General features: G+C 49.2%; 15 protein-coding genes. 6 read left to right on the plus strand and 9 right to left on the minus strand.

Translation table 11 applies throughout. The features are described 5' to 3' along the window. Positions 1–193: 193 nt before the first annotated feature. Complete coding sequence (locus MKY73_RS27515; RefSeq protein WP_339304580.1) at positions 194–1,021, plus strand: aldo/keto reductase; 828 nt, start codon at positions 194–196, stop codon at positions 1,019–1,021. Between the two features lie 81 nt (positions 1,022–1,102). On the opposite strand, the gene MKY73_RS27520 is transcribed toward MKY73_RS27515, so the two are convergent. Next, the gene (locus MKY73_RS27520; protein ID WP_339304581.1) at positions 1,103–1,564 is read right to left on the minus strand and encodes a cupin domain-containing protein; all 462 of its coding nucleotides are present in this window, start codon (positions 1,562–1,564) and stop codon (positions 1,103–1,105) included. Positions 1,565–1,820: 256 nt separating this feature from the next. On the opposite strand from MKY73_RS27520, the gene MKY73_RS27525 reads away from it, so the two are divergent. Beyond that, positions 1,821–2,672, plus strand: coding sequence for an AraC family transcriptional regulator (locus MKY73_RS27525; protein ID WP_105601564.1), 852 nt, complete (start codon positions 1,821–1,823; stop codon positions 2,670–2,672). 155 nt (positions 2,673–2,827) lie between these two features. Here the strand turns inward: MKY73_RS27525 and MKY73_RS27530 are convergent, their stop codons facing one another. Then, positions 2,828–4,441, minus strand: coding sequence for a glycoside hydrolase family 28 protein (locus MKY73_RS27530; protein WP_339304583.1), 1,614 nt, complete (start codon positions 4,439–4,441; stop codon positions 2,828–2,830). Between the two features lie 463 nt (positions 4,442–4,904). Here MKY73_RS27530 and MKY73_RS27535 point away from each other — a divergent pair, with 463 nt between their 5' ends. The 4 genes from MKY73_RS27535 (at position 4,905) to MKY73_RS27550 (ending at position 8,157) form a co-directional block, all read left to right on the plus strand. Next, the gene (locus MKY73_RS27535; RefSeq protein WP_301289677.1) at positions 4,905–5,657 is read left to right on the plus strand and encodes an amino acid ABC transporter ATP-binding protein; all 753 of its coding nucleotides are present in this window, start codon (positions 4,905–4,907) and stop codon (positions 5,655–5,657) included. A 39-nt stretch (positions 5,658–5,696) separates the two neighbouring features. Further along, complete coding sequence (locus MKY73_RS27540) at positions 5,697–6,527, plus strand: transporter substrate-binding domain-containing protein (protein WP_339304585.1); 831 nt, start codon at positions 5,697–5,699, stop codon at positions 6,525–6,527. 102 nt (positions 6,528–6,629) lie between these two features. Beyond that, a complete protein-coding gene (locus MKY73_RS27545) occupies positions 6,630–7,352 on the plus strand; it encodes an amino acid ABC transporter permease (protein WP_339304587.1) in 723 nt (240 codons plus the stop codon). A gap of 154 nt (positions 7,353–7,506) precedes the next feature. After that, positions 7,507–8,157: an amino acid ABC transporter permease gene (locus MKY73_RS27550; RefSeq protein ID WP_339239216.1), complete on the plus strand. Its 651-nt coding sequence runs from the start codon at positions 7,507–7,509 to the stop codon at positions 8,155–8,157. Positions 8,158–8,519: 362 nt separating this feature from the next. On the opposite strand, the gene MKY73_RS27555 is transcribed toward MKY73_RS27550, so the two are convergent. The 7 genes from MKY73_RS27555 to MKY73_RS27585 all read right to left on the minus strand — a co-directional run bounded on the left by MKY73_RS27555 (position 8,520) and on the right by MKY73_RS27585 (position 16,779). Next, complete coding sequence (locus tag MKY73_RS27555) at positions 8,520–9,857, minus strand: FAD-dependent oxidoreductase (protein ID WP_339308776.1); 1,338 nt, start codon at positions 9,855–9,857, stop codon at positions 8,520–8,522. A gap of 84 nt (positions 9,858–9,941) precedes the next feature. Continuing rightward, positions 9,942–10,796: a carbohydrate ABC transporter permease gene (locus MKY73_RS27560; RefSeq protein ID WP_253429360.1), complete on the minus strand. Its 855-nt coding sequence runs from the start codon at positions 10,794–10,796 to the stop codon at positions 9,942–9,944. After that, positions 10,780–11,694: a sugar ABC transporter permease gene (locus MKY73_RS27565; RefSeq protein ID WP_339304589.1), complete on the minus strand. Its 915-nt coding sequence runs from the start codon at positions 11,692–11,694 to the stop codon at positions 10,780–10,782. Before MKY73_RS27565 ends, MKY73_RS27560 begins: the two co-directional genes overlap by 17 nt. Positions 11,695–12,051: 357 nt before the next feature. Further along, entirely contained in the window at positions 12,052–12,756 is a 705-nt protein-coding gene (locus MKY73_RS27570; protein ID WP_339304591.1) for a hypothetical protein, read from the minus strand. A gap of 27 nt (positions 12,757–12,783) precedes the next feature. Then, positions 12,784–14,079, minus strand: coding sequence for a sugar ABC transporter substrate-binding protein (locus tag MKY73_RS27575; RefSeq protein ID WP_339304593.1), 1,296 nt, complete (start codon positions 14,077–14,079; stop codon positions 12,784–12,786). 103 nt (positions 14,080–14,182) lie between these two features. Next, entirely contained in the window at positions 14,183–14,950 is a 768-nt protein-coding gene (locus MKY73_RS27580; protein ID WP_339304595.1) for a response regulator, read from the minus strand. A gap of 5 nt (positions 14,951–14,955) precedes the next feature. Then, complete coding sequence (locus MKY73_RS27585) at positions 14,956–16,779, minus strand: sensor histidine kinase (protein WP_339304597.1); 1,824 nt, start codon at positions 16,777–16,779, stop codon at positions 14,956–14,958. Positions 16,780–16,864: the final 85 nt, after the last annotated feature.

Consider the following 16,864-nt stretch of genomic DNA (forward strand, 5'->3'; position numbering starts at 1 on the left):
AAACCAAACCTGTACTTGGCCAAAAAAGGACATTTATGGTGTTTACCTCGTAAAACGGTTTGCTCCCCTTTTCCTATACCAGGAATAATTTAGTATAATTCATCATAACGGCCCTTCTATATGGATTGGCTGCTGAACAGCAGGGTAATTACATAGTGGAACAATGAATCAATCAGAGGAGGAATTTCGGACCATGAAACACGTGCAGGACACAACCACGCTCTATAACGGAGTCAAAATGCCATGGCTGGGTTTTGGAGTATTCAAAGTTAAAGACGGGGACGAAGTCGTTCATGCTGTCAAAACGGCCATTCAAGCCGGGTATCGCAGCATCGATACAGCCAAAGCGTATAACAACGAAACAGGTGTCGCTCAGGGTATTCGTGAATCTGGAGTAGCCCGTGAAGATCTGTTCATTACTACGAAAGTGTGGAATAGCGATCAGGGATATGAATCCACACTGGCCGCCTTCGAAGCAAGTATGGAACGACTCGAACTGGAGTACCTGGATCTCTATCTCATCCACTGGCCGGTCAAAGGCAAGTACAAAGATACATGGCGAGCGCTGGAGAAACTCCACAAGGAAGGACGCATCCGCGCAATCGGTGTGAGCAATTTCCAGATTCATCATCTGGAAGACCTCATGATTGATGCCACGGTCAAACCAGCGGTTAATCAGATCGAGCTTCATCCACTACTGACTCAATCGGAGCTTCGGGAATATTGCAACAAACATCAGATTCAGATCGAAGCCTGGTCTCCGCTCGGACAAGGTCATCTGATGGATCATCCGTTGCTTCAGGACATCGCCGCCAAATACAGCAAATCCCCTGCACAAGTCATTCTGCGTTGGGATCTGCAGAACGGCATCGTGACCATACCCAAATCTGTCACGCCTGAGCGTATTCGCGCGAACGCCGATCTCTACGATTTTGAGTTAACTTCAGAAGAAGTAGAGCAGATTAACGGACTGAACGAGAACAAACGCTTTGGTTCTGATCCCGACAACTTTAATTTTTAATGACTTCATTTAAATCATTCAAAAAATCCCGATCGGATGCCTAAGCATCCCGGATCGGGATTTTATTTCTTATATCAGGTTCTATTCGCTTTTGGATACCAGCTTGAAATCATCAAAGTGGAAACCTGGCGCGACTACGCAAGTGACCAGTACAGGCTCATCACCCAACGGGCGTGCTGTCTGCCATACGCCCGCTGGAACAAGCACCTGTGGTGATTGACCTGCAGCAATATCCATACCCAGAACAAGAACTTCCTCGTTCTCCGGGTTCACTCCGTTGCCACCCAGCTTCAGTTCAACCGGACTGCCACTATGCCACAGCCAAAGTTCATCGGACAGAACGGTATGCCACTCGGAGATTTCATGTGCGTGCAGCAGGAAATACGTGGAACTTGCCGAGAATCTTGGGCCGGAATAAGTATCCGGCAGAACCGACTGTGGAATCTGATAAGAAGCCTTCCATTCTTCCTTATACCAACCGCCTTCAACGTGAGGCTGCATATTGAGCGCAGCAACCAATGGCGATAATTCATGTGTCGTCATAACCTGTTTCCTTCCTTCTACATCATATTGGAGACACTCCTTAACCAGAGTTTCGCCTCTCTTCCCCTACTCTAAAACATCATTCAAGTTTTGTCACCTTGACAGCACATAAGGGTCATGCCAGATTCGTTCTCACGGTATTTTACATATGATTAAAGAAATATTTCATTTCCAATGATAGCGTTTACAAAAAGATGGATTTTCCGTTATGATATGGATATCGTTGTTAATCCGTGAAGCAGAGGGGAGCTGTACCATGAGTCTCATAGAAGATCGGATTGGACCCAAATATCGAATCGGTGAACATTCATTTACCATTGAACATATGCGCAGACATGATGGGAACGGTATGCCTCAGCCTCACGCTCATCCATTCTACGAACTGTATTACCTGCTTGAAGGTGAACGCGTTTATTCCATGAATGGTCAGATTCTGTCTGCCCGCAAGGGTGATTTTATTCTGATTAACCCAAACGATGTACATAGCACCTCCAAAGGAAGTATTCCTGGCTTCGAACGGATTTTAATCGGTTTTTCGCCTGCTTTTGCAACGGGGATGGAGCTTGGCATATGTGGTCTGCTGCCTTTTAATTGTTCAAGACTTCTTCGCCTGCCTGAAGCGGAACAGCCCGAGATGGAGCGTATATTGTGGCAGATGCTGCAAGAATGCAAAGAGCGACGCCCTCACTATGAGATTGCGGTCAGAAGTCTGCTTGCCCAACTTTTGATCCGTATTCATCGGGTGGAAGAGGATATTCGGCAGTCATGCCCCGGTCCTTTGCATCCGATGCAGGACAAAATCAGTGAAATCGTTACATATGTGAACAGCAACTACACCCAACCACTTACGCTGGAGGGTGCAGCCAATCGTTTTTATATCAGTCCATCCTATCTGAGCCGAATGTTCAGCCGGTTTACCGGGTTTCGGTTTAGCGAATATCTGCGTGTTGTCCGAGTACGTGAGGCACAGCGGAGACTGTTGTCCACACAAGAGCGTGTACAGATGATCGCAGAGAAAGTCGGATTTGAGCATACGGCTCATTTTAACAAAACATTCAAACAGGTCACCGGTACAACACCCCTGCGCTATCGCAAGGAACACCGGTAGATCCTAAGACACATCATATTAAAAACCGAGTGGGTAGCCTTGCTCCAGAGATCACGTATTGCTTATACCCGAAAGGCATCACGATCATTGGACCCATGGCTACGCCACTGCGGCTGAATTGGAGCCACTTGTATAGACCCTTTTACATACACTTTTTACCTGCGGATGATCACACCACTTCGTACTTCAGGACCCACAGAGATCTGGCGACCGTCTGTGTCGGCATCACTTTCTCGGCACACAATGCCTGCGGATTCGTGTCCTGTCACCATCAGAAGTCGGCCATCCGCCCCCTTGCCCTGAATGCGCTCCAACTCCGCCCCTTTGCACTGGTGCAAATGAATTAACGGACCTTCGGTAATCCGGGCGTTCAGTTCTGTAATCCGCAGATGCTTCGCTTGGGCACATTGAATACCTGTCCGGGCTTCTACATGGTATCGTTCAATGAGTACGCCATCCAAAGGCAATTCCGGCAACCCACTTATGAACAACGCAGTGTCCGCACCGGCACAGACCACATCCGATATTCGAATATCCCGGAACACCGGCGTCTCCTCGCTAATCTCCTGAGACAAGTCACTGCCCCGGGCAGACCCTTCCTGATTCGCATAGAAAAAGGAAAACGAGATGGCTTCCATAATGATATCTTTCATATATATACGCTCGATCTGAATATCCTCAACTACCCCTCCGCGTCCCCGTGCGCTTTTGAAGCGAAGTCCAATATCCGTGCCGATAAACGTACAATCTGACACTCTCACATGCCGCACACCACCAGACATTTCGCTACCAATGACGAAACCGCCATGACCATGATACACGGTGCACTCCCGAATGGTAATGTACTCCGAAGCAAGACCCAGTTCACGGCCTTCTTCATCCTTGCCTGATTTCAGACAGATCGCATCATCACCCACATCGAATACACTCTTCTCCACCACCACATGACGGCAGGATTCAATGTCCAGCCCATCTCCATTCTGTGAAAACCACGGATTACGCACACTCACGTTACGAATGGTTACATGCTCAGATGCCCAGGGGTGCAGATTCCATGCAGGCGAGTTCTGGAACGTTGGACCGTCCAGCAGTACCCGTGTACATCTGCGCAAGCTGACCATGTTAGGACGCAAAAAGTCTCTGGCTTGTTCATAAGCCGCAACATCACGTACCTGCTCCTTATGCAAACGATTTGCAATGGTACCACCTTCAAGTGCAGAGGCGGAAGGCCACCAGATTTCTTCCTCCCCACCCGATTGCTCTACAACACCACCGGAAGCGACCAATTGGTTCCATTGTGAAGGCGTCATTTTGGAGCGTTTTACCGGACGCCACGCTTCACCGCCACCATCCCATATCCCCTCACCGGTAATCGCAATATCCTCCAGTTGATCACCATCGATCGGGGATTGACAGCGTACCACCTGCCAGCCTTCGAAGCTTGATGCGATCAATGGATATTGATCGAAATCTCGGCTAAACGTAACCAGCGCCCCTGCTTCCACATGTAGTTCGATCCGGCTGCGCATTACAATTGGACCTGTGAGCCATACCCCGGCAGGGATAACGATTCTGCCTCCTCCCGCTTCAGCGCATGACGCGATTGCAAGGCGGAACATCTCCGTATTATCTGTTACCCCATCTCCAACAGCTCCATAGTCTGTAATTCGAAAATCCTGAGCGGGAATGACAGGCAAATTGGCTTCATAAGCTCGGACATCAGACTGGGCACCTGTACCCGTCGACATTGGGGAGTGATATGTATTCATCGTGCAGAATCATCCTCTCTACCAGTAATGGAAATGGAACCGTTATGAGATCAAATTTTCGTTTCTACTTTCTTTAGTTTACTTTCAGACAGATACTTTCTCGCTCCATCATATCAATGGCCTGATGCACTAGGTTGAGCTTTTTTGCCATGTACAGTTAGAACTTGATGGAATTTGTTTTTATGATCAGAGTCATAAATGAAACATCATTTCTAGTATACTCTATACATCTATTCCAATGGTTGGTAAACAACTAGGAGAATAGATTCAATTTTCTGTCAGGATTCGTCACAGGAGATTTGATAACATAACAGATATATAACACAATTACTGCCCATAGCCCTAGAAAGTCTATTACTTATGTCATGTTTTATCACAAACCAATTGCCATTAGCAGGATGAGTATGTATGATTAAATAACTAGTTTCAATTAATTCCTTATTATTCCTTTTACAAACATTCGTTGCAGAAAGGATGGGGTCTACTCTTGATTGAATTTAGGGGTGTCCAAAAGCATTTCGGTCATTTTCATGTCCTCAAGGATATCCATCTTCACATCGAAGAAGGAGAGGTTGTCGTCATCATCGGACCTTCCGGCTCCGGCAAAAGCACGTTACTCCGCTGTATTAACCGCCTGGAGACCATTACCGAAGGCGAACTTGTTGTCAGTGGGGTCCCTCTACATCAGAAAAAGGTGGATATTAACCTCTTCCGCCGTGACATCGGTATGGTATTTCAACACTTCAATCTTTATCCTCACAAAAAAGTCATCGATAACATTACCCTTGCACCCATGAAGGTGCGCAAACAGCCTAAAGAACAGGCAGCCTCAACGGCAATGAAGTATCTGACCCGGGTGGGCATTGCCGACAAAGCAGACAGTTATCCCTCCCAGTTGTCCGGTGGACAGCAACAACGGGTAGCCATCGCCAGAGGACTCGCCATGGAGCCCAAAATCATGCTTTTTGACGAACCGACCTCTGCACTCGATCCCGAGATGATCGGGGAAGTCCTCGATGTGATGCGTTCCCTTGCCCATAATGGCATGACCATGGTCGTTGTTACCCATGAGATGGGATTCGCCCGCGAAGTTGCGGACCGGGTCATCTTCATGGACGAAGGCCGAATTGTAGAAGAGGCCACCGCCGCTGAATTTTTTGACAACCCCAGAGAAGAACGAGCACAGCAATTCCTGAGCCGTCTGATTCATCATTGAGAATAATCCAATATTCCATTTTGAAAGGGGTCTTTTATTATGAAAAAATTATTGGTATGGCCATCATTTATGCTTGTCCTCATTCTCTCGCTGGTATTGTCAGGTTGTAGTACAGGTAAGGAGAATAGCAGTAGCGGTTCTGGCGGAGATGCCGTAGCCAAAGGAACCATTGAGCAGATTAAAGAGCGCGGCAAACTTATTGCCGGCGTGAAATATGATACGAAGCTATTCGGACTGAAAGATCCCGCAAGCGGCAACGTTGAGGGGTTCGATATTGATATCGCCAAGGCACTCGCCAAACAGATCCTTGGAGATGAGACAAAGGTCGAACTGAAAGAGGTCACTTCCAAGACACGTATTCCCATGTTGCAGAATGGAGACATTGACATCATCATCGCCACGATGACGATTACGGATGAGCGTAAGGAACAGGTGGATTTCAGTGATGTTTATTTCGAGGCAGGCCAATCCCTGCTGGTGAAAAATGATAGTCCGATTACCGGCCTGGAAAGCCTCAGCGGGGTGAAAGTACTCGCAGTGAAAGGCTCCACATCCGCTCAGAACATTCGCGAGAAAGCTCCTGATGCTGAAGTGCTCGAATTCGATAACTATCAGGATGCGTTCACTGCTCTCAAAGCAGGTAAAGGCGAAGCGCTGACCACAGATAATATCATCCTTATCGGCATGCAACAGACAGATAACAGCTTCCAATTGGTTGGTGGCAATTTCACAAGTGAACCTTATGGTATGGCCATTCGCAAAGGCGACACCGCCTTCGTGGAAGAAGTCAACAAGCTGCTCAAAAGCATGAAAGACAGCGGGGAATATGACACATTACATGAGAAATGGCTGGGCTCCAAGCCCGAGTAACCCCGATTAATGATGAGCACGCGGCGAATTCGTCTGCTGGATGCGATGCATAAGCAGACGTAATCGCCGTTTCTACATCTGGAGAACGGAGGCTTTGCCTATATGGGCACATTGGATTTCAGCGTACTGATGCGACACTCGGATCGTTTTCTGGAAGGATTACTGAATACCATTCAAGTGAGCATTATAGCTCTCGTCGGCAGCTTTATCCTGGGCGCGATTCTGGCGATCTTTCGGATATCCCCTGTGAAACCGCTGAACTGGATTGGCACGGCTTTTGTGGAGTTTATCCGAAACATTCCCCTGCTGTTGGTTGTGTTCTTCTTCTATCTCGGACTCCCGGCACTAGGCATTTCGCTCGACGGATTTGTCTCTGGTACTCTGGGTCTGACCATCTATACCGCCGCTTTCATTGCCGAAGCGATCCGAGCGGGCATTCAGACGGTGCCGCGTGGACAACTGGAAGCCGCAAGATCCTCCGGCTTGTCCTATGTACAGGCCATGAATCTGATCATTCTGCCTCAAGCGATCAAGATTGTTTTGCCGTCCATCGGCAACCAATTTATTAATCTGGTCAAGAACTCATCCATTCTGGCCGTTGTCGCCGGTATGGATCTCATGTATTTTGCCGACCTGGTTAACTCGGATACGTTCCAACCGCTAAGTGTATACACCGTTGTTGCACTGTTTTATCTGGTGCTGACACTACCACTCAGCTTTCTGGTGCATTATATGGAGCGCAGGTTCGGACAGAGCGATGCAGAGGCGCGCAGTACCAAGGGCAAACCGAAGAAGAACAAACCGGCCGGTCAGGTCACCATGTAACAGATTGACCCATACATGCGCAGATTTTTAGGGAGATATATTGGCTATTTGAGACCTTTCGATAATTTTATTGGTCCGTTATTTTGGCTAGTCCATGCCCCATCTATTGATCTTCAATATTCTATTCCTGCATACAGAAGGAGGCTAATAAAATATGGACTTTAGCGGGGCCTATGCGTGGCCCAACCTTCGTTTCCTGCTTCAAGGATTCTTGATTACCCTACAGGTCGCAGGGCTATCCATTGTATTCAGCTTCATACTTGGCACCGTGCTGGGTACCGTCCGGTTTACTCGCATCCCCATTCTGTCACAGATCGTAGCGGTCATCGTGGATACGATTCGGAATCTGCCACTACTGCTCATCATTTTCTTCATCCACATCGTACTTCCGCAGCTCGGGATCAAAATGTCCGTCTTCTGGTCAACGGTCGTTGGACTGAGTCTATTTGAAGGCGCGATGATCGCCGAGATCGTCCGTAGCGGTCTGAAGTCTGTTGAGCGCGGTCAGGTGGAAGCTGCCCGCTCCTCGGGCCTGAGCTACATGCAGACCCTCGGTGGCATCATCATGCCACAGGCGCTACGCCGCATGTCTCCGCCGATGGTTAGCCAGTTCATCTCACTCCTAAAGGATACTTCACTGGCGATCATCATCTCTCTACCGGAACTGATGCACAACGTGCAGATCCTCGGCGGCCAAAGTTTCGATTATATTATCCCCGCCCTCCTGCTCGCTGCGGTATTGTATTTTGTCATCAACTACACGCTGTCCATTGTCGCAAGGCGACTTGAGGCACGCATGAATTGAATGACTGAATGAATGAAATGAGCTTCCCACCGATGTTCTAACGAACCGGGGGAAGCTTATTTGGTCATTCTGGGGAAATTTTCTAACCTGACGAATCGTAGACGCTCTATTCTTCCGATTCACCCCACCTTTACGCCGTATTTCAGGTTTTTGAGTAAAATAACTTCACTGAGATTCGTTATATTTTTCATCTCAGCTTATAGCCCCATATTAGACGTCTCAGGTTCGTTAAAACTTACAGCACCGCGAATGAAATAAAACTCCCACTCCCACTATTACTTCAACTATTACTGATTCATCCCGATCCCACACTAATACTTCGTGCAATTCGCCCAATTTCGCGCCCACAATCAGCTCATCCACTAGATCGCTGCTCCGTTATGACGTAATTCCGCCTGTAGTACCTCAGTCGGCAGTTCCACCGGGTCCAGCTTCATCTTCACGGTTAGTGCCGCCGCTGTCCCGGCGGCCTCCCCGGTAGCCATACAGCTTGGCGTCAGCCTTGTCGTTGCATGCGCCTCATGTGTGGTGGAGATGCAGCGTCCTGCCGCCAGCAGATTGCGGATATTGCGAGAGATCAGACAACGATACGGAATATCGTACGCCCCGTCCCCTTTGATAAAGGCAGCCACAACGCCTTGACCCGAAGGATCATGAATATCGATAGGATAACCGCTTCTGGCAATTACGTCCTCGAACTTCCGTCCTGCGACCACATCCGCCTGGGTCAACGCATAATGACCGATAATTCGCCTGGATTCACGGATACCAATCTGAGGTGCTACCGCTGAGATGGAAGCCCGTTCGAATCCAGGCACATCACGCTGCAAAAATTCAGCGATCATCAGCACCTGCTTCCGGCCTTCCTGTTCCGCAGAGGTCAGATCCTCTGCATCCGTCGCATCAAGTCCCTGCACCCGGGTACAATTTATCAGCACTTCATCGTCAGCCGGTCCGGTAAAAAACAACACCTGATCGCGATTAATCGGTACCCCCGCTTTTTTCCACTGGGAATAGAAGCCGCTCACCCCGGTTAACGGAATGCTATCCAGCTCCGAGAAGGGGGTCTTGGCATAGAAATCTTCCGGGTGCTCCTGCATGTATTGTTTCACTCGTCCAAGATCCACACCACGCATGCGGAATTTCATGGTCATCGGCTGAGACTGGTTATCGCCATCTCTCCCCTTCGCCACCGAAGCCCCTACAAGATAAGCCAGATCCGCATCACCGCTTGCATCCACGAATACGTTCGCCTGGAACTCCTTTCGTCCAGACTTGTTGGTCACTCGCACTGCTTCCACCCGATCATCTACAACAACCACTTCATCCACGAAGCTGTGCAACAACAGCCGGACACCGGCCTCCTGCAACATCTCTGCCGCAATCACCTGAAAGATCGCAGGATGGTACGGCGTGACACTGTGCACAAATCCAACCGTATCGCGCAAATGCCCGGGTGAGCCACCACGCGCCTGCAATCGTTCAACGATCTCCTGCGCAATACCTTTAATGACCTGCTCCCCACGCTCCGTATGGAAAGTCATCCAGGGATAGACCATAGCAGCAGTGGACATCCCGCCCACGAATCCGTATCGCTCCACCAGCACTGTTCGTATACCCTGTCGCCCAGCCGCTATGGCTGCTGTTATACCCGCAGGGCCCCCTCCCACAATAACGACATCTGCCTCTTCCTTGTTCATGCCCATCCGTTCACGCAAATGTTGTCCCTCCTTCCGTTCTATTACACGTATTGCACATTACACATATTGCACGTCTTTCACTGCTTACTCTTTCAGTCCCGTCATGGCAACCCCCTCAATGAAGCGCCGTTGTGCCAGGAAAAAGACAATTAACAGTGGCAAGGTCGCCATGACGGTGGCGCTCATCAGATATTGCCAGGCTGTACCCACTTCATCTGTAAACAGGGATAATCCAAGCGGCAGCGTCATTAGATCACGCGAGTTAATGAAGATCAACGGATCAAAAAACTCATTCCAGATTGTCACAAACGTGAAGATCGTCAGCGTAGCCATACCCGGCTTGGCAATGGGCAGCATAATTCGCGCGTATATTCGAAATCGGTTGCAGCCGTCGATCATCGCCGCTTCCTCCAGTTCCGTTGGCACCGTAATGAAGAACTGCCGCATCACAAAGATGCCAAATACACCGCCTGCGCCAAATATCGGCAATAATATCAGCGGAAGGTGGGTATCAATCCATCCCAGCTGCCGCATGAACAGGAACATCGGAATCGCCGTCACCTCATGGGGAATCATCATGGCACTCAGCAGGATGAGAAATACCACATTACGTCCCTTAAACGGAATTTTGGCGAATGCATAACCGGCGAGTGAAGCAAAAAATACGGTTCCCAGCACAACCAACGCAGAAATATAAATACTGTTCCAATAAAAACGATGAAATGGAATCAATCGGAACACATCGATGTAGTTCTGAAATCGGAATGATTCCGGGATCCACTGTGGTGGATAGGTGAATATGCTCTGAGGCTCCTTGAATGATGTCGATATCATCCAGATAAATGGCACAATCATGATTAGCGAAATCAGTGTCAGCAGCAAATACGTCCCAAGGGTACTTCCTATCTTCCTCCCAGAAGGACTAGGCATCGCCTTCATTGAATACCCACCTCTTTCGGAGCTGCCATTGCAGCAGCGTCAGGATCAGTACGATGAGGAACAGTACATATGCGAGAGCAGAAGCATAGCCGAACTGGAATAGTTTGAATGCTTTTTCCCAGATATAATAAACCAATACCTTTGTGCTGTTACTCGGCCCGCCCTGTGTCATCACATAGATCTGCCCAAACACTTTGAGTGAACCAATCACGGTCATCACCACAGTCAGAAACACCGTTGGTGTAATCATCGGCAGTGTAACGTGAAAGAAAGTTCCTCTTCTTCCCGCACCATCCAAGGTTGCTGCTTCATACAGCGAACGCGGTACCTGCTGAATGGCTGCAATGAACAGCACCATATTCAGACCTACATTTTTCAACACACTGGTTACAATCACCGCTGGCATTGCCAAATCTTCATTGTATAGCCACGCCGGACCCTTGATGCCCGTCATCAATAGAAGCTGATTAATCAATCCTGATTCTGTTGCATACATCAGCTTCCACACGATGGCCCATACGATCAGCGAAGTCATGACCGGAACAAAGATCGCTGTTCGAAAAATTCCGATCCCCCGCAGATTCCTGGATAGCAGCAACGCGAGCAGCAGGGCGAGCACAATATTAAGCGGTACCAGTCCCACTGTGAAATAAACCGTATTGGCGAGCACTTTCCAGAACATGGTGTCTGTCATAATATTCCGGTAATTCTCCAGTCCAACAAAATGATGATCCCCCAGCAGCGGCCAATCGGTCAGGCTCATGTATAATGCGAGACCCATGGGAAACAACAGCAGCAGCGTAAACCCAAGCACCATTGGCGATACAAACAGCCACCCCGCGATCTGGGCCTCTCTGGCGAGCGGTCCCCTTTTTTTGCGCTTGTGTGGATGGGTCACAATTAGCCACCCCTTTTGTTATCAAACTTTATCCCCTGAAGCTGAACTCTGTGACGATTCTGTATAGGGTGCTGTTTCCAAAGGAGTAAGCGCCCTCTCTACAATCGCTGACGAACCTGACGCATCTTATTAAGGCAGAGTTTTAAAAAACGCACCGGGTAACGAATCCTAGTCATGTTATTTCTTCACAAAATGAAACTAGAACCTTGAGAATCGACCAAATGTGCCAAATAACGTCTCTCTGATTCCTTAAATTTCAGATCCGTACAAATCGTCGCGAATAACATGTGCTCGATTCGTTAGAACGAATGAATGCCAACATGGGGTGTCCCCCGTGATACACATGCCTTTCACTGATTAGTCTGAACAGTTCAGACGATCCACCGCAATGCGGAACTCGTTCACGGCCCTTCGCAGCTGTTCCTCCGTGTTGCCTGTCACAACTGCTCCAAGCATGATTGCTTTGACCCCGGTGTCGCGCAGCACCCGAACATCCTCCGGTACCAGCTTACGCTGGGAAGGAACCAATACCGGGACATGGGCCTGCAAGACCAGACGGCGATACTTGAGCACATCCGCGAAGCTGAGCGGTGTACCATATTCTTTTCCAGGTACAATGGATGCCTCCAGAGCAGTGAAGCCGAAGTGAGCTGCGGATGTTACGAGGGAAGCATCATATTCCTCATTGATCGCAAACGTCGGGTCCAGCCCCAAGTCACCCAGCATGAAGGAAGGCAAGTGATTTGCATAGATGGAATAGAAGTCAAAACCCATCCCTGACAGCCGCTCTACATCCTCCCTTCGTGCGCCATCTATACTGCCAGAAGGTACGACCCCAAGCGGACCACCAAACTCACTGCGAATCGCCCGAAACACCTCGGCATACCTGTCCAATGGACCAAAATGATTCCCGCTCGCGCGATGACCGACATTATAATGCACCTTCAGTGCATCAGCGCCCTCTTCCATGGCTGCCCGAGCCAAAGTAAGATCATTCTCAGGCAGACTGACCACCAGCGATAGTGGTGTGCGCTCAAGTAATTCTTTGAATTTGCCCATCATGCTCACCTCCGGTTTTAATCCAATGATTCAGGGTTGCAGCACACGTTGAATCTCTTCCTGCATTTGTTTCAGGTTATCCTGAGCTGTCGCCGTCCGGGCAAACAGTCGGTCAAATCCCTGCAATACCGCATTGTCGATATCCTGCCAACGGATATGTCCGGGAATTAAGCGCGCTTTCGGCATTTCATCAATAACTGCCTGTACAATATGCTCTTTGCTCGGGTTATTTGGCTGAAGAATGAATGCGTCTGAGTTCAGAACAGAGGTACGTGGAGGCACAAAGTAGGTGGCTGTCGCCTGAATCCCCTGCTCACTGGCAAAATACTTCAACAGCTTCTTCGTTTCCTCTGGATGTTTGCTGTCGTTGAACATGGCATATCCGGCCTGCCCCAACATCGGTACACTGCCTTGTGAACCGGAAGGCATGGGAGCGATGCTCCATTCAAAATCCGTAATCTCCCTCGTTTTGGAAACGTAGCTGTAATTATCGAAGAACATGCCCACATTCCCCGCATCAAAGCTGACCTGCTCCCCCGCCTTCGGGTGTGATTCATCGGTGAACATCATGCGCTCCAGCAATTCAAAGGTCTGCACACCATAGGCATCGTTCCAGGTGAACGTTGTCATGCCTTCGTCGAATGGACCACTTCCATTGGACCACGAGTAAGAAGAGAGCACCGCCCAGGTCTTCCAGTCACGAAAAAAGTTGGCACCATAGACCCGATTGCTCGCATCCTTGCCGGTAATGGCTTTGGCGGACGCTTCGAACTGTTCCCACGTCCATTGTCCTTGGGTAGCAAGTGTGTTTGGATCGGTCAGACCAGCCTTGTCGAACAGCGTTTTATTGTAAAACATGACCACCGGAGGCGTTGAAAAAGGTAGCCCCAGCAGTTGATCACCATCACGGAACAGATCAAGCGTACTTGGAATGTAATCATCCAGCTTAAACTGTGCATCATCCTTGAACTCGGATACATCGGCCAGAATGTGATTCGACTTGAATTGTGGCACCATTCGCTCCGATACCCAGGCGAGATCGGGAAGAGAGCCTCCGGCGGCAAGCACCGAAATTTTTTGCTGGTATTCTGCGAAAGGTACGGATTCCATCGTGACCTTGATGCCTGGATTTTCCTGCGTGAAGTCAGCGATCAGTTTGTTGTATACATCCATATGCGCCTGATTGCCCCACATCATGAACTTCAGCTCGACCTCTCCATTCTCTCCGCCTGCACTGCCAGACTCACCACCAGAAATGGAGCTTGTGCACGCGATTGAAGCCATCATCATGAGTACTAGCACCAGTATCAGTCCTGCTTTTTTCATGAAAATCCCCCTTATGGACGTCGTGGTATACATGTGCAACCAAAGTATAACGAAAGCGTCGTTCCCTCATAAATCACGTCAACTTTAGAAATGGTATGGTTTTTCAAGAGATACTGAATCGGTCTCGATATTCCCCCGCAGTCCATCCCACCTGCTGCTTGAACACCAGCATGAAGTGTTTGGGGCTCTGATGCCCGGATAACCGTGCCACATCATAGATTTTGAGACCCGTGTTAATCAGCAACCACTTGGCCCGCTCCATACGTGCCTCCGTGATGTATTCGGAATAATTGATCCCTATTTCGTTCTTGAACAACTGGCTTAAATACGTGGGGTTCAAGTTAACGAGATCTGCGATCGTCTGAAGTCGCAGATCTCCATCCGGATGCTGCTTGATGTACTCCTTCACATCTCGGATAATCTTCCGTGTATCTCCACCAGTGTGTTCTGCTTTTCCAGCTGGCTCAGGGATCGAAAGGGTTGAAATACCGTATCTGCGATCCAGCAGCAATTGAATCTTCTGTATGCATAATGCCAGTTCATAGCGATCGATTGGCTTCAACAGGTAGTTCAGCACCCCGAATTCCATCGCTCTGCGTGCATATTCAAACTCGCCGTAGCCGCTAATGATAAGCATTGGCAATTCAGGGTACATGTCTCTTGCTTTATTTATCAAAGTTAATCCGTCCATTTCACGCATGCGGATATCCGTGATTAACACATCCGGTACCTCACATCTCAGAAAATCCAGTGCCTCGGTACCGCTCGACGCTTCACCCGTTACCTGAAACTGGGAAGACACTTGTACGATCAGCTCTCTCAGTCCCTGACGGATGACCGCCTCATCCTCTACAAGCAATACTTTATACATGCGCTTCAATCCCCTTTCGGTAGAAGTTGAATGGATATCGTGGCCACCAGGCCCTGCCCGGGACTTCCATCAATGCTTAGGCTGCCGCCTTCTCCATAGATGAGGCGAAGCCTCTGGGCAATATTGTTAAGCCCCAGGCTGTTTCCGGCATGGCAACGTAATGCCTGAATGGAAGGCTGTATCGCTATGGACTCGTTTAACTCGTCAATCTTAGTTTGAGTCATCCCTTTACCGTTGTCTCGGACGCTAATCAGAAGTTCATGGTCGAATCTCAAGGCAGATACCCAGATTACTCCTCCATTTTCCTGCCCTTCAATGCCATGGTAGACTGCATTCTCCACCAGCGGTTGCAGGACCAGCTTGGGAATCGAATATTCCGTTATCCCTTCTTCAATATCATAGATAATCTCCAACTTCCCGTCGTAACGTATCTGCTGAATGCGTACATAGGATTGTACAAAAGCCAGTTCTTCCCCAAGTGGAACCATCCGGTCCACCTTATCAATCGTATAGCGCAGCAGCTTGCCCAGCGCCGTCACCATATCCGATACCTCCGCATGCTTCTGGCGAATGGCCATCATGTTAATGGACTCCAGCGTGTTGTATATAAAATGGGGATTCATCTGGCTCTGCAACGCCGACAACTCTGCCTCCCGCTCTTGAATGCCCAGTAGAAACACCTCATTAAACAGTCGGTGAATCTCTTCCATCATGCGGTTAAAGCCCCGGCTCATCTGCCCGAATTCATCACTGCTGATGTTTGCTGCCCGCTGGCTGAAATCACCCTGCTCTACCCGAATCATATGGTGTTTCAGGCGAATCAGTGGCCGGGTGATACGATAGGATAACAGAACCGCCAGAATCGATATAGCCACCATACACAACACAGCGAACCCTATTGTGAAGGTGAGTGTCTCGCCCGACTCCTTTTGAATCACGGCAATAGGTGTAAGGCTGATCACCGAAAGCCCGGAATAGCTGGAATGGTGTTGTACGTAGAGATAGGACTGCCCATCCAGAATAACTTTTTGGTTTTCTGCATAGCTTGGAAGCTGTCCATGCTTTAGCAGCTGATCGTACGCAGACATTCCTCCAGTTGAGACCCGCTCGAACAACAGACGCTGCTCGCTGTCTACAATCATCAGGCTTGCCTCTTGCTCAACATTCAGATTGGATAACAGTTGGCCGAAAGCTTCCAGACGGATGTCAATCAGGATGTACCCCAATCGCCGGAGCGTACCCGGATCACGAAGCACTCTGCCCACCGATATATATGACTCTTTCTGTCCGCCCGTGTAATAGCCGGGTTCATGCGGAGGAAGCAGGCGCCATGTGCCTTCCGAGTCTTCGAGCTCTGCAAACCAGTCATCCTGCCTGCTGTCCCATAGCGGCTTGATCGCCAGTGAATCGAGATTGGAGAACAGGATGCCGCTGTTGCTGATCAGATGAATTCCCCGAATTTCAGGTCGGTCATATGCTTGACCAGAGGTATACAGCTTCATTTTCAGATAATCCTCAGACCTTGCCCATGCGCCCGACCCCATTGACGCGTTGTATTTATCCAGAATGCCAAGCACCATCTGATCGTATAGCGGCAAGAGCGACAAACGCTCATAGTCCTTCAGCAGCCGGTTCAGATTGGCGTTAATCTGGCGAACCAGCTCAATGGTGAACTGCTCGGTCTTGCGATCCATCGTCTGCGAGAAATGCCTGTAATTCATCACTCCCTGCAAGCTTAGCGGCAGTAACGTTAGCCCAAGAAACAACAGGAGCAACTTGGTGCGCAGGTTTACATTTTTTCTTAAATAGCCTTGTACCTTGTCCATCATTGCCGTTCATCCCTCCCTCTCCCGATCATTGTATGAGCCCCCTTCACAGATCAATCTGGATATAACTGGGGTCATCATATCCAGT

The organism is Paenibacillus sp. FSL R5-0519 (assembly GCF_037974275.1).
Classification (GTDB): domain Bacteria; phylum Bacillota; class Bacilli; order Paenibacillales; family Paenibacillaceae; genus Paenibacillus.